The sequence below is a fragment of the Dehalococcoidia bacterium genome, from assembly GCA_041653995.1.
Lineage (GTDB): Bacteria > Chloroflexota > Dehalococcoidia > GIF9 > UBA5629 > CAIMUM01.
The window spans coordinates 219,110-243,696 of record JBAZEK010000002.1; the positions used below are offsets into that span (position 1 = coordinate 219,110).

27 protein-coding genes are annotated in these 24,587 nt (G+C 55.5%); 13 read left to right on the forward strand and 14 right to left on the reverse strand.

Going from position 1 to position 24,587, the window contains the following annotated elements; genetic code table 11:
* Positions 1 to 14 precede the first annotated feature (14 nt).
* The 7 genes from WC359_07205 to WC359_07235 all read right to left on the reverse strand — a co-directional run bounded on the left by WC359_07205 (position 15) and on the right by WC359_07235 (position 5,732).
* Positions 15 to 425 carry an NIL domain-containing protein gene (locus WC359_07205; GenBank protein MFA5400208.1) on the reverse strand — a complete coding sequence of 137 codons (411 nt, stop codon included), beginning with the start codon at positions 423 to 425 and terminating at the stop codon, positions 15 to 17.
* A gap of 14 nt (positions 426 to 439) precedes the next feature.
* On the reverse strand, positions 440 to 1,645 hold the full coding sequence (locus tag WC359_07210; protein MFA5400209.1) for a homocysteine biosynthesis protein: 1,206 nt from the start codon (positions 1,643 to 1,645) through the stop codon (positions 440 to 442).
* Positions 1,646 to 1,747: 102 nt separating this feature from the next.
* Complete coding sequence (locus WC359_07215; protein ID MFA5400210.1) at positions 1,748 to 2,299, reverse strand: nitroreductase family protein; 552 nt, start codon at positions 2,297 to 2,299, stop codon at positions 1,748 to 1,750.
* A gap of 19 nt (positions 2,300 to 2,318) precedes the next feature.
* Complete coding sequence (hisS, locus tag WC359_07220; protein MFA5400211.1) at positions 2,319 to 3,575, reverse strand: histidine--tRNA ligase; 1,257 nt, start codon at positions 3,573 to 3,575, stop codon at positions 2,319 to 2,321.
* Positions 3,576 to 3,627: 52 nt separating this feature from the next.
* A complete protein-coding gene (gene cutA / locus WC359_07225) occupies positions 3,628 to 3,957 on the reverse strand; it encodes a divalent-cation tolerance protein CutA (protein MFA5400212.1) in 330 nt (109 codons plus the stop codon).
* A gap of 22 nt (positions 3,958 to 3,979) precedes the next feature.
* Positions 3,980 to 5,422 carry a CoA-binding protein gene (locus tag WC359_07230; GenBank protein MFA5400213.1) on the reverse strand — a complete coding sequence of 481 codons (1,443 nt, stop codon included), beginning with the start codon at positions 5,420 to 5,422 and terminating at the stop codon, positions 3,980 to 3,982.
* A 154-nt stretch (positions 5,423 to 5,576) separates the two neighbouring features.
* Entirely contained in the window at positions 5,577 to 5,732 is a 156-nt protein-coding gene (locus WC359_07235) for a hypothetical protein (protein ID MFA5400214.1), read from the reverse strand.
* Between the two features lie 202 nt (positions 5,733 to 5,934).
* Here WC359_07235 and WC359_07240 point away from each other — a divergent pair, with 202 nt between their 5' ends.
* The 3 genes from WC359_07240 to WC359_07250 are packed head-to-tail and all read left to right on the forward strand — an operon-like array spanning position 5,935 to position 8,986.
* Positions 5,935 to 8,100, forward strand: coding sequence for a bifunctional (p)ppGpp synthetase/guanosine-3',5'-bis(diphosphate) 3'-pyrophosphohydrolase (locus WC359_07240; protein MFA5400215.1), 2,166 nt, complete (start codon positions 5,935 to 5,937; stop codon positions 8,098 to 8,100).
* A gap of 21 nt (positions 8,101 to 8,121) precedes the next feature.
* The gene (gene rpsT, locus WC359_07245) at positions 8,122 to 8,391 is read left to right on the forward strand and encodes a 30S ribosomal protein S20 (GenBank protein MFA5400216.1); all 270 of its coding nucleotides are present in this window, start codon (positions 8,122 to 8,124) and stop codon (positions 8,389 to 8,391) included.
* Positions 8,392 to 8,413: 22 nt separating this feature from the next.
* Positions 8,414 to 8,986 (forward strand): class II aldolase/adducin family protein, encoded by a 573-nt coding sequence (locus WC359_07250; GenBank protein ID MFA5400217.1) that lies wholly within the window; start codon positions 8,414 to 8,416, stop codon positions 8,984 to 8,986.
* Between the two features lie 83 nt (positions 8,987 to 9,069).
* Here the strand turns inward: WC359_07250 and WC359_07255 are convergent, their stop codons facing one another.
* Complete coding sequence (locus WC359_07255; GenBank protein MFA5400218.1) at positions 9,070 to 9,846, reverse strand: enoyl-CoA hydratase-related protein; 777 nt, start codon at positions 9,844 to 9,846, stop codon at positions 9,070 to 9,072.
* Positions 9,847 to 9,855: 9 nt separating this feature from the next.
* On the reverse strand, positions 9,856 to 11,091 hold the full coding sequence (locus WC359_07260; GenBank protein MFA5400219.1) for an ABC transporter permease: 1,236 nt from the start codon (positions 11,089 to 11,091) through the stop codon (positions 9,856 to 9,858).
* Between the two features lie 132 nt (positions 11,092 to 11,223).
* Between WC359_07260 and WC359_07265 the strand changes: the two genes are divergently transcribed.
* Positions 11,224 to 11,382 carry a DUF5670 family protein gene (locus tag WC359_07265; GenBank protein MFA5400220.1) on the forward strand — a complete coding sequence of 53 codons (159 nt, stop codon included), beginning with the start codon at positions 11,224 to 11,226 and terminating at the stop codon, positions 11,380 to 11,382.
* Here WC359_07265 and dinB read toward each other — a convergent pair.
* Positions 11,379 to 12,608 carry a DNA polymerase IV gene (gene dinB, locus WC359_07270; protein MFA5400221.1) on the reverse strand — a complete coding sequence of 410 codons (1,230 nt, stop codon included), beginning with the start codon at positions 12,606 to 12,608 and terminating at the stop codon, positions 11,379 to 11,381. The two genes, WC359_07265 and dinB, sit on opposite strands and share 4 nt — an antisense overlap.
* 24 nt (positions 12,609 to 12,632) lie before the next feature.
* A complete protein-coding gene (gene pyrF / locus WC359_07275; GenBank protein MFA5400222.1) occupies positions 12,633 to 13,430 on the reverse strand; it encodes an orotidine-5'-phosphate decarboxylase in 798 nt (265 codons plus the stop codon).
* 25 nt (positions 13,431 to 13,455) lie between these two features.
* On the opposite strand from pyrF, the gene WC359_07280 reads away from it, so the two are divergent.
* The 4 genes from WC359_07280 to WC359_07295 all read left to right on the forward strand — a co-directional run bounded on the left by WC359_07280 (position 13,456) and on the right by WC359_07295 (position 17,881).
* A complete protein-coding gene (locus WC359_07280) occupies positions 13,456 to 14,073 on the forward strand; it encodes a glycerol-3-phosphate acyltransferase (GenBank protein ID MFA5400223.1) in 618 nt (205 codons plus the stop codon).
* Positions 14,073 to 15,233, forward strand: a complete 1,161-nt coding sequence (locus WC359_07285; GenBank protein MFA5400224.1) for a glycosyltransferase — start codon at positions 14,073 to 14,075, stop codon at positions 15,231 to 15,233. The genes WC359_07280 and WC359_07285 overlap by 1 nt, the downstream gene beginning before the upstream one ends.
* Before the next feature lie 54 nt (positions 15,234 to 15,287).
* On the forward strand, positions 15,288 to 16,457 hold the full coding sequence (locus WC359_07290) for a glycosyltransferase (GenBank protein ID MFA5400225.1): 1,170 nt from the start codon (positions 15,288 to 15,290) through the stop codon (positions 16,455 to 16,457).
* 95 nt (positions 16,458 to 16,552) lie between these two features.
* Entirely contained in the window at positions 16,553 to 17,881 is a 1,329-nt protein-coding gene (locus WC359_07295; GenBank protein ID MFA5400226.1) for a folylpolyglutamate synthase/dihydrofolate synthase family protein, read from the forward strand.
* 45 nt (positions 17,882 to 17,926) lie between these two features.
* Here the strand turns inward: WC359_07295 and WC359_07300 are convergent, their stop codons facing one another.
* Complete coding sequence (locus WC359_07300) at positions 17,927 to 18,181, reverse strand: hypothetical protein (protein ID MFA5400227.1); 255 nt, start codon at positions 18,179 to 18,181, stop codon at positions 17,927 to 17,929.
* A 164-nt stretch (positions 18,182 to 18,345) separates the two neighbouring features.
* Here WC359_07300 and WC359_07305 point away from each other — a divergent pair, with 164 nt between their 5' ends.
* From WC359_07305 to WC359_07325, 5 genes are read left to right on the forward strand one after another with little or no spacing between them, the layout of a single operon-like run.
* Positions 18,346 to 19,704, forward strand: coding sequence for a TldD/PmbA family protein (locus WC359_07305; GenBank protein ID MFA5400228.1), 1,359 nt, complete (start codon positions 18,346 to 18,348; stop codon positions 19,702 to 19,704).
* A 1-nt stretch (position 19,705) separates the two neighbouring features.
* The gene (locus WC359_07310; GenBank protein ID MFA5400229.1) at positions 19,706 to 21,004 is read left to right on the forward strand and encodes a metallopeptidase TldD-related protein; all 1,299 of its coding nucleotides are present in this window, start codon (positions 19,706 to 19,708) and stop codon (positions 21,002 to 21,004) included.
* Between the two features lie 5 nt (positions 21,005 to 21,009).
* Positions 21,010 to 21,825, forward strand: coding sequence for a PAC2 family protein (locus WC359_07315; protein ID MFA5400230.1), 816 nt, complete (start codon positions 21,010 to 21,012; stop codon positions 21,823 to 21,825).
* Positions 21,822 to 22,754, forward strand: coding sequence for a HEAT repeat domain-containing protein (locus WC359_07320; protein MFA5400231.1), 933 nt, complete (start codon positions 21,822 to 21,824; stop codon positions 22,752 to 22,754). Before WC359_07315 ends, WC359_07320 begins: the two co-directional genes overlap by 4 nt.
* Positions 22,724 to 23,284: a GNAT family N-acetyltransferase gene (locus WC359_07325; GenBank protein MFA5400232.1), complete on the forward strand. Its 561-nt coding sequence runs from the start codon at positions 22,724 to 22,726 to the stop codon at positions 23,282 to 23,284. Before WC359_07320 ends, WC359_07325 begins: the two co-directional genes overlap by 31 nt.
* On the opposite strand, the gene speE is transcribed toward WC359_07325, so the two are convergent.
* Entirely contained in the window at positions 23,278 to 24,204 is a 927-nt protein-coding gene (gene speE / locus WC359_07330) for a polyamine aminopropyltransferase (protein MFA5400233.1), read from the reverse strand. The genes WC359_07325 and speE overlap by 7 nt on opposite strands.
* Complete coding sequence (gene speD, locus WC359_07335) at positions 24,205 to 24,579, reverse strand: adenosylmethionine decarboxylase (protein MFA5400234.1); 375 nt, start codon at positions 24,577 to 24,579, stop codon at positions 24,205 to 24,207.
* Positions 24,580 to 24,587 lie beyond the last annotated feature (8 nt).

Genomic DNA, 24,587 nt, shown 5'->3' on the forward strand with positions numbered 1-24,587 from the left:
TTGAATCCGCCCGTTTAGAATTTGAGTTCCATGGCCCTGGGCGGGCAGGCCCTTACGCACAGCTCGCATACAATGCATTTTGAATTATCGAAGAGTACCTTGCGTGTCTTCTCCTCCAGCGTGAACGCCCTTGTAGGGCACATGGCTATACATGCTCCGCAATGGGTGCATCTGTCGTCGTTGCGCCATACGTCCTGGCTGAGGTACTGTATCTCAAGTCCCGCTTCACGCAGGTATTTCATGCCGCGGTTATAGTCCTTCTGTTCACCGGTCAACTCCATGATCATCAGACCTTCCTCGCCCGGGGAAATAGAAGCCTTGAGAATATTGAAATCGAGCCCGAACTCCCTGATGAGGCCGCTGACGATGGGTTTGTCAATGGTCTGCTGTGGAAAATGCAATACTATTTTCTTCGCTACCTTCATAATCTTTGCCTCCTTCAGGGCAACGGCCTTTCCTCGAGGGCTTTGAGCTTGATGCCGGATTCCACTCCGGGAAGGGGAGCAACCGGTTCACTCAACAGGAACCTGCCGCTGCTGATCCATTGCTTGAGCGTGGATGCGATCTCCACTGCTCCGGGGTAGCTCGAAAGCGACGCTGTCGGGACATCTTTGCCTCCTACGTTGATCTTTCCCGATTTCAGATCAGCATAGCTGACCTCGGCCAGCACAGCCGGCTTCCTGTTGGGATAGGCATCGGAATAGTCCACCACCGGCGCAAGTATATCCGCGTCGGTCACCAGCGTGTACTGAAGTATCTCCTCGCTCAATACGGGTATCGGCACACCTATGCCGACGGTCAATGTTGCGCCATAGCCCAGGAAACTGGTGCCCACCAGCCATTTGGCATTCATTTGCTTGAGGTCGCCTATCACCGCCAGCGTGCCCGCGCCGCGCGTGGGCACGCCCTTCTCAGTGCGGGGTGCGGACGGATTATGCTGCGTTCCGTGCCATGCCACATAACCGACGCCACCGCCCAGGAAGATGCGTGTGCCTATACCTATCGTTTTGTACAGAGGATCGTTCATCAACGGGGCAAGCTGGCCCGCAGAGCAGAAATTGGCATTGCCCAGCCTGGGCTTGAGAACGCCCATATACGTATAAATCATACGACTGCTAACGTTTACGGCCACGTTGTAGTTCTGGTAGGCATTGCGCAGGTTAAACAGGGTGGCCTCATTGATGGTCTTGATATTGATCAATGTCTCCAGCTTCTTGCGCGGGTAGCAATCCGTGCCGTAGCCGCTGGCCACCATCCGGATATCCTTTCCCGCCACAAGCTCCTCGATCACGTGGCCGCCGCCGTAGTTAAACTCTCCCGGGTAAATCCTGTTTTTCGGGTCGTCGTCCGGCATGGCCGTGGCGCCCAGTATGATATCAACGGCCGCTACACCCGTATAAGCCGGCACATCATTGAGATAGACCCTGCCACCGCCCACTTTCATCCTGGGTTTGGTATGGCCAAGATTCATATAGGCGCTGGAGGAGCACATCGGGCCGAAAGTCCCGGTGGTCACAACATCGATCTCTTTAGCTGCCGCTGCGACTCCTTTCTTGCGGGCGATGCCGATCACTTCTTCAGCAGTGACCACGACCGCCCGGCCTTTTTTGATTTTTTCATTGATCTCTGCGATCGTCCTGGCCATATCTCCCTCCTTTATAAAATTACAGGCCCGCACGGTGAAGCTGTTCCGGCTGCCTCAGCCGCAGCGGGCGGTGGTTGTTCTGCGAGGTACGCTGCCTAAATTCTAATGCCTGCCGTACTTTTCGTAAAATACGAGCTCCGACATTTCCCTGCGCGGCGGCCCTTTTGACTCGCCGGCGGGATAGCCGAGCGGCGTCATTTCCACCGAGACCACGCCCTCCGGCAGGCCGAGTATGGCGTCTATCTTTTTAGAATCCGGTATAAATCCCACGTGCACCGTGCCCAGGCCCAGGGCACAAGCCGCCAGCGCCAGGTTTTGCATGGCGATGCCGACATCGAACATAAACCACTCTCCCCTGTCGGTCACCGTCACACCTTTATAGTATCCTGATTTACCCAGCTCGGCGCAGGCCACAATAGCAACAGGCGCCTGTTTGATAGCCTCAGCGGCAGGATTGCCCTTATTCAGACATTCCGCTAACCGCGCTTTGGTTTCGGGATCCTTCACAACCACGTAGCGTGTGCACTGCGTATTAGCCCAGGATGGCGCCCAGCGGGCGGCTTCCAGCACCCTGTTGAGAGTATCATCGGAAACAGGGGTATCCTTGTACCGGCGCACGCTACGCCTGCTGTAAATGGCTTCGAAAGTATCCATCGCAGTATTCTCCTGCCTGTTATTTGGCGTCCTTCAGAAGCGCGATAAGCTCATCCGGCCGCATCTCCTGTTGTTCGCCCGTTTCCATGTTGCGCACCATCGTGGTGCCGGCTTTCATTTCATCGCCCCCGATGATAGCCGTGTACCTGACACCGGCGGTATTGGCATTTCTGAGCTGAGCCTTGAGACTGCGCTCGCCCGAAGAGGTCAACAGCGAGATGCCTTCGCCGCGCAGCGCCGCCGACAGCTTTACAGCCTCCACCCTGGCATCCTCCCCCAGGCAGGCGATATAAACCGCCGGCCTATCTCCAGGGGTTACCTTGATATTCTGCGTCTTCAAGTTCAGTACTATGCGCTCCAGCCCGGCGGCGAAACCTATGCCCGGCACAGTCTTGCCCCCTATCATGGCGATCAAATCATCATAACGGCCCCCGCCGCCCAGCGCGCTCTGCGATCCGCCGTCGGCAGGTTGAATCTCAAATACAGTTTTAGTGTAGTAATCCAGCCCCCTGACAAGCCTGTGGTTTAAAACAAATTTGATATTCAGGGCAGCGAGATAATTCCTCAATGAGTCGAAGTGTTGGCCGCATTCCGGGCAAAGATAGTCGGCGCTTTTGGGGGCCAGATCGGCTGCAGACTGGCAGTCAGGCTTCTTGCAATCCAGCAGCCTTAAAGGATTCTTCTCAAGCCTGACGCGGCAGTCGTCACACAGATGTTCTCCCAGCGGAGCGTAGTGTTCCTTCAATTTTTGCAAATGGCCCGGGCGACACTTTTTACAGCCGATGCTGTTTAACTGCAGCGAGAAATCCGTCAGTCCCAGCGACCCGAAGAAGCTGAGCGCCATCTGGATTACTTCTGCATCAAGCAAGGGAGATTGTTCCCCGATGGCCTCGCAGCCGAACTGGTGGTGCTGCCGGTAACGTCCCGCCTGTGGTCTCTCGTAGCGAAAGATATCGGCGAAATAAAACAGCTTTACAGGCTGAGGGAGGTTATCCATGCCGTGCTCCAGATAAGCACGGCAAACGGGCGCAGTGCCCTCCGGCCTTAGGGCCATTTCGTTATCACTGCGGTCCTTGAAGATATACATCTCCTTGCTAACGATATCCGTGCCCTCTCCCACGCTACGCAGAAAGAGGCCCGCCTCCTCAAAAGCAGGAGTGCCGATGCGGCTGTACCCGTACAGGCGGCAAATCTCCAGCGCCCTGTCTTCGATATAGCTCCAGTAGGGCTGTTCCTCCGGCAAAGTATCGGCTGTGCCTCGCGGTGCTTTAAACAAATGCGTTCTCCCTCTCAGGCCATTATTATATTACAGGCGGTCATAAAAATGCTCATTCTCCCACTTCTTCTGCGATCCAGTCCAGGTAATCGGCGTTCCCCGCCATGACAGGCAGCGCTATCACCTCGGGTATGGAATAGCTGTGGACGCTTTTCACCGTGTCTATGATATCTTTAACACGTGACGCCCTGGTCTTGATGATCAGCATCACCTCGTCAGCCGCATCGATTTTACCCTGCCACCGGAATAGAGAAGATATCTTGGGAACGATGTTAACGCAAGCAGCCAGGCGCTTATCCAGAATAATAGACGTGATCTTGTTGCCTTCGTCCAACCCGGACACAGTTACCAGCACAACCGCAAAGCCGGTCGTCTCCGCCATACCGCAACCCCCTTATCATCAATTATTTTTTAATGGCAGCGTACTTGTACATATAAGAGACCGCCCTGATAGCTTCCCTGAGTGACGCGGCCACAGGAAATCCAGCATCCTCGCACATCTTCTTGGCTAATAAAGTCATCCGCCGTTCCGCCTCGTTATCAGTATAGGCATCTATGGCCACCGTTATTATTACCAGCCTGCCGGCCTCATCGCGTGCGAAGCGGCAGCCGGCCAGAAAATCCTCGGTTATGGCTCTCAGTTTCTCCTCGGTGCCATTACCCCACATCATGGTCATAAACCTTATTATGTCGAATTGTAGAATAATAGAATGAATTTGTTTCTCGCCCGCCACTATGCGCAGCACATCTGACAGCCTGCCTTCGCCCGAGTGCCTGTAAAACAGTTGCCACGAATCGAGCGGATTGCCTATCATAGTGCCTGCAGCCGGGACAAACGTCCTCAGTTCATCCACAGCCTTGCGGGAAAACTGCGGGATCTGGAGCCCTGCCTTCACGCACATGTCACTCTGAACCACGGCGAATCCGCCGGAGTATGTAACGATTGCTACTCCGTTTCCGGACGGCACCCTGGATAAGTCCATTGCATTGGTAGTATTGAGCAGGTCATCTATATCGTCTACCTGCACCACGCCGCTCTGTCTGAACATGGTCGACCATGTCTCTCCCGTTCCGGCCAGCGAACCCGTGTGTGAGGAAGCCACCCTGCCACCCGCCCCGGTGACGCCGCCCTTGAGCGCAACCACCGGCTTTTTAGCGGCCGCATATTCCAGCGCAGACCTCAACCGCCTCCCGTCACGGATGCCTTCGATATAAAGGGCGATAACGCTGGTATCGGGATCATCCGCCAGGTATTCAAGAAAATCGGGGCAATCGAGATCAACAGCGTTGCCATAGCTGACCATCTTACTGATCTTCAAATTCATTGTCCTGCCGGCATAGACAAACAACTGAGCAAAGGTGCCGCTCTGGGAGATGACGCCTATATTCCCCTCCACATTGGTGGATGCGGGATTAAACGACAGGCCGGATTTGGGGCAATATGTTCCCATGCAGTTGGGCCCGATGATCCTTAGCTTACCCCGCGCCATATCGGCCAGCTCTTTCTCACGCTTGATGCCCTCCGGCAGCCCGGTCTCGCTAAATCCCGATGTGAATAAATGAACGCCTTTAACTCCCTTTTTAATACAGTCGCTGACGGCGCTCAATGCGAACCGAACCGGGACCGCTATGACTGCATAATCAATGGGGGCATCTGTATCCAAGACGCTTGCATATGATTTCCTGCCCAGCACTTCCTGGTAGTTGGGGTTCACCAGGTAGAGCCTGTCGCGCATTTTAGTCGCAAGCAGAGCGTAGGTGTAGCCGTCTGTTGGAGAAGCTCCTATGATTGCTGTATTGCGGGGGAAAAAGATGCTGTTCAGTTCTTGAAACTTAGAGGTATTCATGTTTCTTCCTTTCTAACGGCGCTGGGAAAAAAACGGCTTATCAAGGATACATTTTACAGGGCGTGAAGTTCAACTTTGCACTCGGGCGGCTCATACAAAATAGGACCCACCGGGTGGGACGGTGGATCCTATTTGATTACTTATTTTGGTGTTTTTAGATTTCTCTGGCGAAAATCTTCTCTTTGAGTATCTCGAACTCGTCGCGCGTGAGGACGCAGGTATTAGCGTCTTCGCCGATCTCGACTTTGTCTTCGAATACGGTTACTGCCGGGCAGCAGGAGCCTTCGCGGCACAGTTTCACAATTTTCATCTAAGTACCTCCAGATATTTGGTCATTGCGCTGACGGTTTGCCCCACCAGCAATCAGATTCTTACTGAATATCCGGTACCGCCAGTTAAAATATGATAATACCCCTGAATACGGCATGCAAATGACCGAAGTCACATTAAATACGGAAAACATTTGCCACAGGTTGCAGCCATGCTTTATCATACAATTGACCGGAGAGTGTATGGATCCCACTCTATTATTCACCAAGGCCAGGGAATACCTGCCTCCCGACAAGCTGGCTGTCGTGGAGGCTGCCTATAATTATGCCCTCAAGGCACATGACGGGCAGAAGCGCAAATCCGGCGCGCCCTTCCTGGAACATCCCCTCCAAACTGCCATAACCCTGGCCGACCTGCAGCTCGATGCCTCCACACTGGCTGCCGCACTCCTGCACGACGTTCCTGAAGACTGTAATATACCGATCTCACGGCTGGAAAAACAGTTCGGTCCGGATATCAGCAAGCTGGTGGACGGGGTGACCAAGCTGAGCAGGCTGGCATGGAAGCGCGATATAGCAGTCAGCAGCCGGGAGACGCAGGCGGAGAACCTGCGCAAGATGCTTATCGCCATGGCTGAGGACCTGCGCGTGGTATTCATCAAGCTGGCTGACAGGCTGCATAATATGAATACGCTGGAGGCATTACCACCCGAAAGGAGACAGGCCATTGCTCAGGAAACTCTGGAGATATATGCCCCGCTGGCTCACAGGCTGGGCATATGGGAGATCAAGTGGCAGCTTGAAGACCTTTCTTTCCGATACCTGCAGCCGGAGGAGTACCGCAAAATCGCGCGTATGGTGGCGGTACGCCGGTCGCTGCGCGAAGGATTTATCGATGACGCCGCCCGAGTACTGCGCGACGAGATGGTCATAGCCGGCATCCAGGGAGAGGTATACGGACGGCCCAAGCACATCTTCAGTATCTTCAACAAGATACAGAGGTATACAGCTATCGGCAGGAGCTTCGGTGATATCCACGACCTTTTCGCCCTGCGCGTGCTGGTCAACACTATCCCTGACTGCTACAAGGTGCTGGGCATCATACACAATACCTGGCACCCGATCACAGAAGAATTCAACGACTATATAGCCAATCCCAAAGATAACGGGTACCAGTCTTTGCACACCACTGTAATGGTGGGCGACGGCGCCTCCACGCCTCTGGAGATACAGATCAGAACGTACGAGATGCATCGCATGTCGGAATACGGCGTTGCAGCTCACTGGCGATACAAAGAAGGGGCCAAGCCGGACCTGAATTTCGAGGAGAAGATCTCCTGGCTGCGCCAGCTCATCGACTGGCAGAGCTCGCTGGACAGCGAAGAATTCCTGACCTCATTGAAAGAGGACTTTTTCGTCGACCAGGTCTTTGTCTACACGCCCAAAGGGGAGATCAGGCCCTTCCCGCGCGGAGCTACACCCCTGGATTTCGCCTACCGCATCCATACAGACCTCGGCCACCGCTGCATCGGCGCAAAAGTCAACGGCAAGCTGGTTCCCCTCAACTACGAGCTCAAGAACAGCGATATAGTCGAGATAGTAGCCAGCAAGGCCGAGAAAGCGCCGAGCCTGGACTGGATCAATCCGGACCTGGGTTTCGTCAAGACCGCCCATGCCAAGGAGAAGATCCGCGCCTGGTATAAAAAGCAGGAGCGCACGCAAAATATTGAGCGGGGCAGGTCGATACTGGAAAAAGAGCTCAAGCGCATGGGTGTCGATGTGGCCAACTACGAGGAGCTTGCGGGGCAGCTCAATTTCGATACTACCGATGACTTCCTGGCCTCCGTGGGTTACGGCGGCATCACGCCTCATCAGATCGCCACTAAGCTGGCGGGAGAGCCGGAGGTGATCCCGCTGGCCAAACCCACGGCCGCACCTGCGCAGCATAAGGGCTCGGGCATACAGGTACTGGGAGTAGGCGACCTGCTCACGCACCTTGCTCAATGTTGCCATCCGGTGCCCGGTGATGATATTATCGGGTACATTACGCGTAGCCACGGCATCACCGTACACCGCAAAAACTGCATCAACGTTATCAACGAAGAGGAGCAGGAGCGGCTGATCAATGTGAGCTGGGGCCAGATGGAGGACGTGTACCCGGTTGATATACAGGTGGAAGCTTTCGACCGGGTGGGGCTGTTGCGGGACATTACCACGGCGGTAGCCGAAGAAAAGATTAATATTACCAGCGTAAGCACCCAGTATAATGACGATGTGTTCACCATGTTTGCGACAATAGAGATCAAGAGCATGGCTCAGTTGAATCACATATTAAACAGGCTTATGAGCCTGCGTGGCGTTATCAATGCCACCAAGGCCCATACTGCCAGGATGAACGTCAGTTCATGATATCAAAGGAGGTAGTCACAATTGCCCAAGACTAAGACAGCGGAAAAATCAGCCCGATCTGCTGAAAGGAAAGCAGAGCGCAATAAGGCCATCAGGAGCGGTACCAAGAGCAAGCTCACCAGAGCGGAAAAATTAATTGCCACTAAAAAAGGCGCTGAGGCCGGCGGGGCGGTAACCGAGGCCATAAGCTCCCTGGACCGGGCGGCCAAACGCAAAGTTATTCATGCCAATACTGCAGCCCGCAAGAAATCGCGCCTGATGAAGAAATTCAACGCGTCTAAAAAGAAATAACACTTGCGCAGGAGGCCGGCCAGTGACTGACGATTTGTTATCCCATTTTCAGTCCGTAGGATCGGATCTCTACAGCCGCGGCATGGTTTCCGTACACGGCGGCAACCTGAGCGTCAGGGACGAGGACAGCGTCGTAATCACGCGCAGCGGCAGCCGCCTGGGTTACCTGTCTGAATCGGACCTGATCAGGACCGGCCTCGAAAAAGATGACGAAAATACCCGCCTCGCTTCGACGGAACTGCAGGTGCACCGAGCTATCTACCGAAAGGGATTGTTCAAGGCCATCGTACACAGCCACCCGATTCATGCTACAGCCCTCTCCTTCGTCCGGCATGTCATCCATACCGAGGATGAGGGAGGAAAGCTCTTTATCCCCGAAGTGCCGGTAGTAGGATTCGGCCTGGAGCCTCAGCCGGGCGGAGCGGCAGATGAGATCGCTGAGGCGCTGAAAACGCATGCGGTGGTCATGGTGCACCGCCACGGCAGCTTTGCCAGAGGCATGACCCTTGAGGAAGCCTACGTTATTACAGAACTGCTTGAGATCAGTTGCCGCATACTCTGCCTGGTGAAGAACTTAAAAATCCAGCAGCTGTAGGGGCGTACCTTCAGGTGCGCCCATTAAACCGGGCGGGTTTGAAAACCCGCCCCTGCATTGTTCCGCAAATGCTCCAGGACATATTATACCGGCGGCGTGGGCGGCGCCGGTCTCCGGCCCTGTTTGAACTTCTCCAACCCTTCGAACATCTCCACGTCCCGGAAAAACTCGGCGTGTATATCTTTTTCCCGCTTGATGCCCCGCGGCAAATCGAGGGCCAACCCCTCGTAAGCCGCCCTGCGGTCATTAATCAGGCTGGTCCACGGGTACTCCGCCATCCTAACAGCCAGCTCAGCCGCCCTGTCCAGGGCAGCCCCGTCAGGCACTATCTCTTGAATCAGGCCCATCCTCAACGCATGCTCTGCGTTAATCATGGCGCCGCTCTCGATCAGGTAGAGCGCATTGCCCAGCCCCACGATGCGGGGCAGCCTTTGCGTGCCGCCGTCGATAAGCGGTACACCCCAACGGCGGTTGACCACACCGAATTTTGCCCCGGCAGACGCGATGCGGAAATCGCACCAGCAGGCTAATTCCAGCCCTCCCGCCAGGCAGTATCCATTGACGGCAGCTATGGTCGGCTTGCCTAAATCGGTGATGCGGCTGAATCCCATAGGGCCGCTTCTCCCGGCGCCCCTTCTCTCTATTAGACCCCTCGCTGCTTTCAGGTCGGCGCCCGCACAGAAGGAAACATCCCCTGAGCCTGTCAGCACCATGACCCTGAGACCTTTATCGTGCCTGAACTCGTTCACAGCCGCTTCCAGCAGGCCGGCCGTCTCGGCGTCCACGGCATTGCGGGCTTCGGGCCGGTTTATCCTCACCACAAGGATCTGTCCGCGCCTCTCTATCTCAACCTTCGCCATCGTTGACTCCTACTGGTAGCGCAGCGATTCCACGGGGTCCATACCGGCTGCATGGACAGCCGGGTAGAGTCCGGATGCTATGCCGATAAAAGTGGACACGGCCAGTGCGACCAGCACTATATCGAGCGAAAAAGGCGCCTGAACCGTATAGCCTCCCAGTTTGACACCGGTCACCATAAGCACAAAGAGAAAAGCGACAAGTATACCGATGATGCCGCCGGATACGCTTAGTATGGCGGACTCGACCAGGAACTGCTTCACGATGTCCACCCTCCTCGCCCCGATAGCCTTTCTAATACCGATCTCGCGCGTCCGTTCCGTGACCGAAACCAGCATGATATTCATGATGCCTATTCCACCCACAACCAGAGAAATGGCGCCGACGCTGGCCAGGAAAAGCTGAAAAATCTCCAGCGCCTGTTTCATCTGATTGATGATATCGCGCATATCCATGACATAGAAATCGTTGTCCTCACCCTCGCGGATGTGGTGGCGCTGCCTGAGCACAGATACCGCCTCGTCCTTGGCGCTGTCGATATGGGCAGGCGAGAGGGCCCTGACAGCGATAGTCTGCACCGGCCGGCCTTCAGTGGTGGTCTCGCCCATCAGCTTGGCCTGCATGGTCGTCAGCGGGATCATGATGAAGTCGTCCGCACCCGGCAGGAACCCTCCCTTGGCCTCCAGTACGCCAACGACCTCGAAATTCCGGCCGTTTATGCGTATGTTTTTACCCAGCGGATCCTCGTCCTTAAACAGATTACTTTTAGCCGTTGCGCCCAGCACAGCCACACTGGAACCCGACATAATATGCTCATCCGTTATATACGAACCCCTCTCAATGGGATAATCGATGATGCTGCGGATATTGGGCATAGCTCCCATTACATCCGTGCCGACTTTCTCGTTAGCATAGGTGACAGTCGACATCTTTTCCGTCATCGGGGATACCAGTGCCACAGAGGGCAGCCGGCTGGAGTTCTCCAGGGCCAGGGCATCTTCCATAGTCAATTTCCGCGTTATACCGGACATCTGGTCAATCATCTGGGAGGCGCTGGTGATATAAATGGTCTCAGCGCCCAGGCTTTTAAAAATGCCCATCAGGTTAGCCTCGTGTCCCCGTCCGAAGGAGATCATGAACACGACCGAGCTGACACCTATAACGATCCCCAGAATGGTAAGCGCGGAACGCATCTTGTTCGAGCGCAGCACCTGGATTGATACCTGCAGACAGTCCCTGAAACTCATTATTACTATTATATTGCAAATTTATTTCAGAGACCTGCCGCAGTTTCGGCGGTGTATATCTGGCTATATTTTCAGTGATGCTGTTATAATTATCGCAGAGAGAATGTACGGTATCTGATAAGTGAGGTGGCTATGAACGTTCTATTAATCATCGGCATCATCCTGCTGGTACTCTGGCTTTTAGGCTTCATCGCCATTCCCGGCCTCGGCTGGCTGATCAATATTGCCCTCATCATCGGTATTATATTGATCATCATCTGGTTGCTGAAGAAGGTTTTCAAGGTATTTTAGCCGGCAGGCGGCTTATCATCTTTGATGCGGCGCCCGCCATATTTTTTCTTTAACTCTATTGTATAGCCCGTCTGAATGGCGTCGAATCCGTACTTATCTCGCACCCGGTCGATGGCACGGTCCAGTTTCTCCAGCCTTTTTGTCTCGGCATCGAACAGGCTGAGTTGCGTTTCAGCCCCGGTCAGGTTGGAGACTTCCAGCCCGATAAGCCTGACCGGCCGGTATTTTTTCGCTAAAGTTGATTCCAGCAATTGCAAGGCTGCCCGGAAGATAGCATCGTCCAGGTTGGTGGCCGTTCTGGAAGTCGAACCCCGGTTAACAGTCTCAAAATCAGCATATCTGAGTTTGAGAGTTACAGTCCTCGCCATTTTATCCATATCCCTCAGCTCGGCGCCCAGCTTCTCTGCGAAGTAACGAAGTGTAGCTTTAAGCATGGCCGAATCCACGCTATCCTGCTCGAAGGTGGTCTCACGGCTGACTGATTTGGCTTCGCCTCTCTCTTCAACAGGGCTGTCGTCGAGGCCGCGGGCGTGCTGCTGCAGCCACACCATACCATCCCCGAATCGTGTCTTAAACAAACCGTCCGGCATATCCGCCAGCTGGCCGATTGTCTGAATTCCCATCGATCGCAGTACTTTGCCGGTCTTATCCCCTACACCGGGCAACTTCTCCACCGGCATAGGGGCCAGAAAGCTCCTTTCCTGACCCGGCATTACCTCAACCAGCCCATCCGGTTTTCCGGCATCGGAGGCCACCTTGGCCACAACTTTACACGGGGCAATACCTGCCGAGGCCACCAGACCGGTCTCCTTTCTTATTCGCTCTTTGATCCTGGAAGCAAGCTCCCGCCAGGAGCCGAAATTCTGGCAACCGGTTACATCGAGATACGCTTCATCAAGCCCGCCGGATTCGATAGATGGACTGTAATCGCCCAGTATCCGCATGAACTTATGCGAGAACTCGGCATAACTGTGATAGTTGCCCGCCAGGAAAACGGCCTGCGGGCAGAGGCGCCTGGCCCTGGACAGCGGCATGGCAGCGTGTATCCCGAACTTGCGTGCCTCGTATGAAGCCGAAGCCACCACACCCCTACCTTCCGGTCTGCCGCCGACTATCACGGGCTTACCCCGCAGGGCTGGATTAAGCACCTGCTCTACAGTGACGAAGAAAGCATCGAGATCGATATGGAAAATGCTGCGCAAGGTTTCTTTTCCGGCATCACCCATTTGGGGCATCCTCCGCGTATATGCCTAAACGCCACGGAATTTGTTGATGCTGTCACGAATCTCTCGTGCAGCCTGGCGGGCCGCCTGCGCATAGCCGGGTCCCCGGGAGGCATAGATCACCTGCCGGGTAGCCGAGATAATGGCCTCTTCCCCGAAAGCGTTGGCACCGTACCTGACGGACAGCTCCAGATCCCCACCCTGGGCTCCTATACCGGGTATCAGCAGAGGCATATCAGGGCATAGCTTCCTTATCTCCTTCAACTCCTCAGGATATGTAGCGCCCACCACCAGCCCCACATTGCCGCCCTTGTTCCAATCGCGGGCGCGCAGCGCGACCGACTGATAGAACTTCATGCCGAAATTGTCCACTAAATCCTGGAAATCAGAGGCGCTGCTGTTGGAAGTGCGGCAGAGAACAAATATGCCCTTGTTCCGATAATCGAGAAAAGGCTTTACCGAATCGTAGCCCAGGTAAGGGTTGACCGTCACGGCATCGAATTTATAATAATCGAAAAGCGCCCTGGCATAGGCGGCCGCCGTGTTGCCTATGTCCCCCCTTTTGGCATCGCCGATAACCGGGATATCCCGTGGAATGTAGGCCACGGTTTTCTTGAGCGTTTGCAACCCGCGTATACCCATAGCCTCATAGAAGGCGAGGTTGGGTTTATAGCAACAGACCAGGTCGGACGTTGCATCGATGATCGCCCGGTTGAACTCGAAGACGTCCTTGACGGGCAGCTTAGAGGGATCGGGATCCAGCCCAACGCACAGCAGGCTGCGGTTGCGCCGCGAGGCATTAAGTAGACGGCTGACAAACTCCACGGCTTAATTATATAATAATTATCTGATGATTAGCCTGGCCTGGATAGCCGCGGGGCTGATACTCGGCTCATTGCCTTTCTCCGTCTGGATCGGCAAAATATTCCTGCGCAGGGATATCCGGGAATACGGCGACGGCGCGCCCGGGGCCACCAACGTGGCCCGGGCCGGCAGCAAACCTCTATACGTGATCGCTGCCCTGCTGGACGCCTTCAAAGGCACGGTGCCCGTGTGGCTGTCCCAGTTGTTATCCGGAGTCGCCGGCTGGGAGCTGGCGGCCGTCGCGGTGGCGCCGGTGATAGGACATGCCTTTTCCCCTTTTCTTGGATTCAGGGGGGGCATGGGCGTCGCGACCACCTTCGGCGTCTGGCTGGGTCTGACAGGCTGGTTGGGACCGTTGGCCATGGCGCTCTGCATCGGATTTATGTTTATTCTTCAGAAGAACTGGGTCTGGGGCTCTGTGTGCGGCATGTTCCTTTTCCTTATTTTCCTGCTGCTTGTCCCGGATCCCTTTATTAAAATGTACAGGGCGCCCCTCTTCTGCGCCGGATTGACACATACCGCTATACTTATTATCAGGCGCTATTCATATTTTAAAAGCTGGCCGGATCCGCAGCCCTGGCTCAGCAAGGTGTTAAAAAAATAATGATTGCCGGCGATCCCCTGCTTCTGCCAAATCTACTGATCGTGCTATGCATGCTCATCATGCTCACCATAGCCGGCATAAATATGCGTACACTGCGCAATTTGAAAGATTATAAAAACCTTGAAGTCCGGCGGCGTATCTCGGTGTTAATCCCGGCCAGGAACGAAGAGGAAAACATCGGCGCCTGCGTCAGGTCATTGCTGGGGCAGGATTATCCCGATTTCCAGGTCATAGTGCTGAATGACGGCTCCACGGACGACACAGGTAAGATACTTGCGGAACTGGCAAAGGCGGACAGCCGTCTCAAGGTTATCAGCGGTCAACCGCTTCCTCCTGAATGGATTGGCAAGCATTGGGCCTGCCATCAGCTATATCGCGCGTCCGACGGCGAACTGCTCCTGTTCACCGATGCGGATACAGTCCATGCGCCCGACACACTGAGATGCTCGGCGGCGGCCCTCCAGGCGGAAAAAGCCGATATGCTTTCCATCATACCCAGGCATAAGCTGGGCAGCCTGGCCGAGAAGCTGATAATGCCAATTTTTGCGCTGGGTGTTTTTGCCAGCAGGCCGCTGTCCGACCGTTTAAGACCCCGCAGCATCACCGTTTTATCCGCCAGCGGAAAGCTGATGCTCTTTCCCCGCAGTTCCTACGAAGCTACAGGGGGATTCGAAGGTATCCGTCAGTTCGTGCTGGACGATTTACAGCTGGCAGAAAAAATAATAGCCTCCGGCATGCGTTATCGGCTTTTCGACGGCACCGACAATGTCTCCTGCCGTATGTATCATAACTGGACGGAATTGCATGAAGGCCTCGCCAAGAACAGCTTTCCCGCCTGCGGATATAATGTGCCGCTCTCCTTTATTACCTGGCTGTGGATCAATTTCGCATTCTGGGCGCCGGTCATAGAACTGGGTGTGCACAAGATGCCGAACTATCCCCCTGTATTATCGCTGGGGCTGGCAGCCATATCCATAATAGCATCGCTGTTACTGTTTACCGGTTATTACCTGCGCTTCAAGCTGCCGCTTTATACAGTCCCGTTTTATCCGGTCAGCGTGTCGCTGATCACGGCAATTTCGTTCTCGTCCATGTACCTCACTCTTTCCGGCCGGGCTACCTGGAAGGATCGCAAATTACCTAAAAGCAAGATTCCATGACTGATCCCCGTAACCTGGGACAATACAAGCCCTGACATTAAGTAGTAGGACCGAATGCATCAAATATTATTCTTGGATATCCTGTTCTACGTACAGTCCACTATAGTGGTCAGCCTGGTTGTACTGTTGACAGTATCGCTATTCAATATGCGGTATCTGCGGCGCCTTTACAGCTACCCGGCGCCCCCCGCCTGGCCGCGCTGCTCGGTGCTGGTCCCTGCCCGTAATGAGGAGGCCAATATCGGAAGGTGCGCCGGCAGCCTGTTGGACCAGGATTACCCCGATTTCCAGGTTATAGTGCTGGACGATAACTCCACCGACCGCACCTGGCAGATACTGCAGGATCTCGCCGCTGAGGATACAAGGCTTGCCCTGATAAAGGGTAAACCGTTGCCCGACGACTGGCTGGGCAAGCACTGGGCCTGCTCGCAGCTTGCCGAGGCCGCAGACGGTGAATTGCTGGTTTTTGTCGACGCGGATACCTACCACGAGCCGGGCATGCTGCGCGGCGCAACCTCTGCCATGATAGCCGAGAACACGTGCCTGATCTCGGCGCTGCCGCGGCAGATCGTTGTCTCATGGTCCGAGCTGCTGAGCATACCGGCTTTTTACCTGGGCATGCTGTGCGGAGTGCCGCTGGAGCTGACCCGCCTTCAGCGTAACCCGCTGCTATTCGCCATACTCGGGCAGTTCCTGATCTTCCGCAGGGACGCTTATGATGCAGCCGGGGGCTATGCGGCGGTCAGGCACAATGTGGTCGACGATATAGCCATCGGCAGGCGGGTGCATGCCATGGGGCTCAAATACAAACTGCTGGACGGAGGCGGCCTGGTCTCCTGCAGGATGTATCGCGATTTCGAACAGACCTGGAAGGGATTGACTAAAAGCACTTTCGCCACCTTCAATTTCGATCCCTTTTTCCTGATACTGATGTATACGCTGGTGCTGATATTCTATGTCAGCCCGCCGATTGTTCTGGGAATAGGTCTGTCCCAGCCGCAAATCCCGCTGGAGATAACGGCCATGGCCGGCATTGCCGTCGTTCTCAACCTGGTGCTCTGGACGGTCAGCAATATACGTTTCCATTTCCCACTATATGTCGTGCTATTCTACCCTTTCAGCGCTATTTTCATGACGGTGGTAGCCTTCGCTTCCATGATTCTGACAATGCAGGGCAAGGCGCTATGGAAGGGCCGCATCATGCCCAAGTTCGTAAAGCTCTGAATCAGTATCCACCATTTTATTCCCTCCGGTAATTGCGTCTATTGCTGCACGACTGACTTCCCGCCGTCCCCGGCAATGCTATAATTCAGTCTGCGATGGACTATAACGCCGCGGCCGCCTATCTCGCAGGACTCACCGATTACGAGGTATCGCCTGCCACAGCCTATAACGCCGCCAATTTCGACCTGCGCAGGGTTGAGCTACTGCTGCGCAAGCTGGGCCTGCCCCAGAAGGGGAGGAAGACGGTACACATAGCAGGCACTAAAGGCAAGGGCAGCACGGCGGCCATGCTGTCCTCTATCCTGACTTCCGCAGGCTACCGCACCGGCCTTTTCACATCACCGCACCTCTATACATGGCAGGAGAGGATCGCCGTTGACGGCCGCCCGATAACAAAAAAGGATTTCGCCCGCCTGGTGAGCGCCGTTCAAAAGCAGGTGCAGAAAATCAATGGGGATGGCCGGTTCGGCAAAATCACGACGTTTGAAGCACTGACCGCCGTGGCATTCCTCTATTTCAGAGACAGCGGCGCAGACTTCCAGGTGCTGGAGACAGGGATGGGGGGCAGGCTGGATGCCACCAACATCGCCGACCCGGACGTATGCGTTCTGACCTCCATCAGCTTCGACCATACCGGGGTGCTGGGCGACACCTTGTCCAAGATCGCCGGCGAAAAAGCGGGGATTATCAAGCCCGGCTGCACGGTGATCAGCGCCCCACAGAAGCCGGAAGCACTGGCGATAATCAAACAAAAATGCAGACAACTTAATTTAGAGCTGGTCCTGGCGGGAGAAGATATAACCTGGAAACGCCGGCGCGGAAATTTGAGCGGCCAAGCTTTTACCCTCCGCAGCAGGAACGGCAGTTATGCGTTGCGAATACCGCTGCTGGGCGATTATCAGATGGAAAACGCCAGCCTGGCAGTGGCAGCCGTGGAGGCGCTGCGTAAACTCGGAGTGATAATAACTTTAGATCATATCGCGTCGGGGCTAAAAAACGTTAAATGGCCCGCGCGCCTGCAGATACTGAAAAGAGCTCCCCTGCTGGTCATAGACGGCGCACACAACGCCTATTCGATGAAAGCCCTTCTCGAATCGGTTAGCAGGTATTTACCTTATAAAAAGCTAATTGTCATATTCGGATCGTCCGGCGATAAAGATATCGAAGGCATGGCAAAAGCGCTGGCGGGGCCGGCATCGAAGGTAATCATCACCAGCTCGGGCCATCCCAGGGCCGCCGACGCGTCGCAACTGGCAGGCATTTTCAGGCGGCAGGGCGTGACGGCGGACATCGGGCGTAATGCCAAAGAAGCGCTGTCGGCAGCGCTGTCCGCCTCCGCAGACGACGACCTCATACTGGCAACCGGGTCGCTATTTCTGGCAGCGGATATCGCGAGAGCCTTCAAGGATGGTAATTTTAGATAAATTGACCCTGCACCGTATCACGGCGCCCGGGAATAATGTAGCTAATTAAGCCTTTTGAGAGGTGTCGGCCGCTACGGGAAGCATCCTTTCGAGCAGGCGCTGCAACGTCATGATGTGAACACACTGGCCCCACTGGGAGAAGAAATGGCAGTTGCAGTTCCAATTACCGTCAGTGAATGACAGGGCATGGCTGTCATTTTCGCCGCGGAAATCGGCTGAGAAATTGTGGATGGTTACTCGCTCGGGCTCCTCTGCATAGCGCTTGGCTTTTTCGATCTTGCCGGCGAGACTGGGTTGCATCGATTACCTCCGCCAAAAGTATATAACGGCCGCTATTAAAAGTCTATCCTGATTTAATAGCCGTTATGTCAACAAATGCGCCTCCGCTGACATTCAGCCATGGCCCCGCTTTGTTTACACCCTATCTAAGGTTATCTGCTAAAATTGATATTTCGGAAAGGCTGATGCAGGACAAACTGTTTTCCGTTATCCGCAAGCTCAAAGCTGATTACGTCGAGGTCCGCCTTGATGAGAGCCAGTCGAGCCGGCTGGTCTTCCGGGGCGAGCGCTTGGAAGAGGCGGGCAGGACGGCCGGCGCGGGCGGCTGCGTGCGCGCGCTGGTGAAAGGAGGATGGGGCTTTGCCAGCTTTAACAGTCCGGGCAGGATGGCGGAGAGCGCTGCCCTGGCGGTGGAGCAGGCCGCCCATGTGGGCAAAGGAAAGAGCGAGTTCAGCCCCGCCCAGGCCGTCGTCGATAAGATTGACGCCGAGTATAAGAAGAATCCTCTGGCAGTCACCCTCTCGGCCAAGAAGTCGCTGCTGGATGAGTATAACCGCATCATGCTTGAAATACCGGACATCCAGACTACCAGCATCGGTTACGGTGATATCAGAAAGAAGGTCATTTTCGCCAACTCCGACGGCTCTTATATTGAGCAAAGCCGCATAGACTTGAACCTGCGCCTGTCAGCCATCGCCAGCCGCAACGGCGACGTCCAGCAGGTCGGCCTGAGTATAGGCAGCAAGGGTGATTTCTCAACCGTGGAAGGCCTGCAGGAGAAGGTGCGGGGCATCGCCCGGCGGGCCGCGGCCATGCTCTCCGCTCCCGAGGTCAAAGGGGGAACCTACACCGTGGTCCTTGACCCGGTGCTGGCGGGCGTATTCGTTCATGAGGCTTTCGGCCATCTCTCAGAAGCAGACCATATCTATGAGAATCCCCAGATGCGGGAAATAATGGTTCTGGGTCGCAGGTTCGGCGGACAACATCTCAATATCGTGGACGGCGCGGCCTTGCCGGGTCTGCGCGGCAGCTACAGGTATGATGACGAAGGGACGCCTGCCGGCAAGACTTATCTGATCAAAGAAGGGGTGCTCAACAGCCGGCTTCATTCCCGTGAGACGGCCGCTAAAATGGGGGAGAAACCCACCGGCAACGCACGCGCTATTAATTATGCCTATCCGCCCATAGTGCGCATGACCAATACCTATATCGAGCCTGGATGCACCACGTTCGACGAGATGATAGGCGGGATCAAGGAAGGTGTTTACGCCAGGGACTGGTACGGCGGCACAACCAGCCTCGAGATGTTCACTTTCTCTGCCGGCGAAGCTTACATGATCAGGGACGGTAAGATCGCTGAGATGATCAGACCGGTGGTCCTGAGCGGCAATGTCTTCACAACGCTGCACAATATAGATGCGATCGGCAATGACCTTGATATGAACCAGGGCGGAGGCTGCGGAAAAGCCGGCCAATCGCCGCTACCCGTCTCCAACGGCAGCCCTCACATAAGAATTCAGAACTGCCTGGTGGGGGGCAAATAAAATGGAAGAGATACTTGAGATCGCCCGCAGGTCTGCAGACAGCGCCGAAGTTTGCCGCGTAACATCCATCAGGACTCCGGTCCAGTTCGAGGCCAACCGCCTCAAGCAGATCCAGACCAAGGAATCGGTCTCCGTCGCCCTTCGCCTGATCAAGAACGGTAAAATGGGCTTCGCCCAGGCCAGCGGCGATATCGCCCCCGCCGACCTGGTTGACATGGCGCTCGAGACCAGCCAGTTCGGCTACACGGTGGATTTCGACTTCCCCGCACTCGGGCCTTACGAAGAAGTCGCCGTCTACGATGCGCAGGTCGAACGTGTCGGTATCGATAGTCTGATCAGCCTCGGCCAGGCCGTCGTCGACGCCGTGTGTGCCAATACGCCCGGTATTCTATGCGAGGGCAGCATATCGCGCGGTATGTCCACCTTCGAAATCGCTGTCAGCGGAGGCGGGCGCGCATCATGCAGGCGCACAAATTTCAGTATCAGCATGGACGGTATGCTGGTCAGGGACGGGGACATTCTGTATGTCGGTGACATACGCAGCTCCTGCCGTCCCGTCACCGACCCTGAGCCGGTTGCGGGCGAGATCATCAGGCAGCTCGACCTGGCCAGGAACAATGCCTCCATCAAGTCGGGCGCCATGCCGGTGATTTTCACGCCTTTCGGCGTGGCAGGTTCGCTTCTGGCCCCTCTCATATCCGCCTTTAACGGCAAGACCGTGCTGGACGGCGCCTCGCCCATCAAAGATAAAAAGGGCGCGGTTATATTCGACAGCCGACTCTCTTTATTCGATGATCCCACCATACCCTACCAGCCGGGAAGCACGCCTTTCGATGACGAGGGGGTGCCGGCAAGGCGCAACGCGCTGATCGACCACGGGACGGTGGTTCAATTCTATTATGACCTGCATACGGCGGCGCTGGCGGGATCATCGAGCACGGGCAATGGCGGCCGCAACGGAGGAATGCCCGCCCCGGCGGTCCACGCGCTGGTGATCGAAGGCGGGAAGACATCCCTGGCCGATATGGTCAAAGATATGAAAGAAGGGCTGATTATCGAGCAAATGATGGGCGCCGAACAGGGAAACATACTCAACGGGGATTTCAGCGGCAATGTGCTGCTGGGTTACAAGGTTGAGAAAGGGGAAATCACCGGCAGGGTCAAGGACACCATGGTCTCCGGCAACGTATATCAGCTATTGAAAGAGGTCCCGGCCATGGGCAGCGACAGCCGCTGGATAGCCGGCTATGTGAACACACCGAGCATCTACTGCCCCTCTATCTCCGTTGCAGCGAAATAAAAGAAATGAAGAAACTGGTCAATTTTCGCAAGGAACCGCGGCCGCGCGCCTGCGACATGGTGGCGGCATGGCCGGGCATCGGCAACCTTTCCCTTATCGTAACGCGCTACCTGAGGGAGAAGCTGGGCGCAGAGGAGATAGGGGAGATCGAGCCCTTCACCTTCTTCGACCCTATCGGCGTGATGGTCAAGGACAACATCGTCGAAACTCCGCAATTCCCCGAAGGTAAGTTCTTCTACTGGCATAATGCGTCCGGCAAAAAGGACATCCTCTTTTTCATCAGCGATGAGCAGCCGGCCTACAAAGGTTACGACCTGGCTAACTTTATTCTCGATATAGCCAGGAAATTCAAGGTTCAACGTATTTACACATTTGCAGCCGCTATCGCCAAGATTCACCATACCGAGCAGCCCAAGGTATGGGGCGTGGCCACCGACGCGTCGCTGGTCGCCTACCTCAAGAAGTTTGATGTGGTTCTGCGCGGTCGTCTTCAGATCGCAGGATTGAACGGCCTGCTGCTGGGAGTTGCCAGGGAACGTTCCATGGAAGGCATCTGCCTCCTGGGGGAGGTCCCCTCTTACACCACGCGAATACCCAATCCCAAGGCTTCGCTGGCCGTATTGAAGGTGCTGCTTCAGGTGCTCGAAGTCGAGATCGATCTCAGCGAGCTGGCCAAAATGGCCGAGGAGTCGGACCAGCAGATGAAACGGTTGGCTGCCCAGGCTATGGGTGAATATATAGACCGCTACACGCGTCCGGTATGGCCGCCCCCGGAGGACGAGGGCGAATTCGAGGACGAAGAGGAAGAGGAGGAGGAATGAGTGAATCACAGCCGCCGCTGAGTGCAATTATCGCGAAAACACTGTATTCGAATGACGAGATCAGTCACTCCGACCTGGCCCGACTATCTAATTTGAACGATGACGACCTGTCGCAATATAAGAGGGCCTGGAACAGCGCCCACCTGGAAAGGCGCGCATTGATCATATCAAAGCTGCGCAGCATGGGCGAGGACGACGCCAGGCTGGATTTCACACGCATATTCAAGTTTTGCCTCGATGATATCGATGCTGGTATACGTATCAAAGCGCTTGAAGGGCTGGAGCTGGAAGACAAATACAATTTCGCCCTGCCGGTAATCAAAACGCTCAAGATGGATGAGTCGCCGGAGGTAAGGGAAGCCGCCGCCCGGGTGATGGGTAAATTCGCACTCATGGCTGAGCTGGGGGAGCTTCCTGCGGCTGTGGGTGACGATATATTCGATGCCCTGCTCGGCGTGCTGGAGAATCCTTCCGAACCAGATTCGCTACGAAGGCGGGCGCTGGAGTCCATCTCGCCCTTCCGGCAGGAACCCGTGGCGAGCTACATTGAGGACTTTTACTTCAGCGAGAACCCGGCGCTCAAGGCCAGCGCCATATTCGCCATGGGCCGCAACTGCGATACCCGCTGGCTGGACTACCTGAATAAAGAGCTGCAGGATAGCAACGCGCGGTTTCGATGCGAGGCGGCACGGGCCTGTGGCGATATAGAAGAAGAGGATACCGTCCCCGGCCTGCTTAATTTATTGAACGACGTTGATCACGATGTGCAGGAAGCCGCCATTGCAGCCCTGGGCAAAATCGGCGGCCAAAAGGCCAGGGACGCCCTTAGCAAACTGAAAACATCACCTGAAAACAGGATTAAAGAAGCGGCCATGTCCGCGCTGACAGAGCTTGAGATTTGCCAGGATCCACTATCTTCGAGTTCCTGAAACGGCAATCTGTGCTTGCAGGGGATAAAGTCCGGCTTCGTCCCCGTCGGCTGGATGACGCCGCAGCCGAGTACAGATGGCGTCTGGATGAAGAGCTGTGCCGGCTGGACGCCACTGAACTACTCACATGTAGCTACGAAGAATTCCATTTGAAATACAGCGCTGAACTGGAGTTCCCCGGCCTGACCCACACCCTCGCCATCGATACGCTGGACCCCATCCATATAGGCAGCTGCAGCCTTTTCAATTTTAACCTGGCGGGAAACACGGCCGAAATCGGGATAATGTTAGGCGAGAAGACGTACTGGGGACGAGGTTACGGGGAAGACGCGTTGAACACCTTTATGCTCGACATTTTCGAGGCCTCCGGATTGCAGAGCCTGATCCTGCGTACGCTTGACTGGAACGTGCGCGCCCGGGCCTGCTTCGAGAAATGCGGCTTCGCGCCGCGCGGAGATATAGTGCGGGGAGAGCACCGTTTCGTAATCATGCAGGTGGAGCGGGGAGCGGTTCTGAACAAGGGTCAGTGAACCGCTATGGGCGAGGCGTCGGTTATAATACGGCGCGAACGGCTTAACTTGCGGCGCAGCCTCAGCGGCAGCGAGAAAAGCCCCCGGTGGGCGATGCCGTCATAAGAACGCAGCTTGCCGCTGACCCTGTCCGCCATCCTGCTGTTGATCTCCCTGGGCGACAGGCGCGCCGGGTCGAGCGAGTCGGATGCCGTATGAAATCCCCACAGGTCTACAAAGGACGGCACATAGACCTGGTAGGGGCGCACGATCTTGAAGATGCTTTTCAAAGTGCCGTTGATGGCCACGAAATTATGCAGGTTGATCCAGCCGGACTGGCCGGACTGCACCACCATGATGCCTCCCGGCTTCAGTTTGTCCCTGACGAGCTTGTAGAATTCCTGCGTGTATAGCATGCGGGCCGGTCCCTCCTCCACCGGGTCTGCCAGGTCGATCACAGCCACGTCGAAACGTTCCTTTGTCTCAGCGATGTACTTTCTGGCATCGTCGTGGAGGACGACCGCCCTTTTATCATCGAATGATCCCTGGTGAAAGGTCGGCAGGTACTTGCGGCACAGCCTGACCACCTCACCATCTATATCAACCATCACCGCCCTGCTTACCGTCCTGTGTTTCAGCACGTCGCGCAGGGTCGCTCCCTCGCCGCCGCCGGCTATAAACACCTTCTCCGGATTGGGATGGGCCAGCATGGCCGGATGGACCAGGGATTCGTGATAGATGAACTCGTCTTTTTCGCCGGACTGGATCTTTCCGTCCAGCACCAGGCAGATGCCGAAGGTATGGGTCTGGGATATCTGAGCATGCTGAAAGCGCGTTTTCCGGTCGTGCAGTACCCGCCGCACGCCGTGGATCTGCACCAGGTCGTCGGTCAGTTCATCGATGAGCCACCTTTTGCTGTCGAAATAGTCCGGCCTGGCCATCTACCTTCCCGCCGCCGCCGGGCTCTCCATCAAGACGCCCCGCTTTAACTCTATATAAGATGTGGATTTGGCTTTCAATTTCTCCGCCAGAGGCTTGACGGCCTTTGCCGGCTGGATGACCTCGCCGCAGGTAAAAACATCCACGGCGGCGTAGCAAAATTCCGGCCAAGTATGTATGGATATATGCGATTCCGCGATGATGACGACGCCGCTGATCCCCTGAGGTGAAAATTGGTAAAAGGAATCCTTGATCACGGTCGCCCCGATCAATACCGCCACTGCGTTGAGCGCCTCTCTTAGATATTCCATATCGTTGAGAAGCCCTGCGTCGCAGTCTTTCAATTCCAACAGCATATGTTTTCCCAGGGCGATCAAGCGGTTTT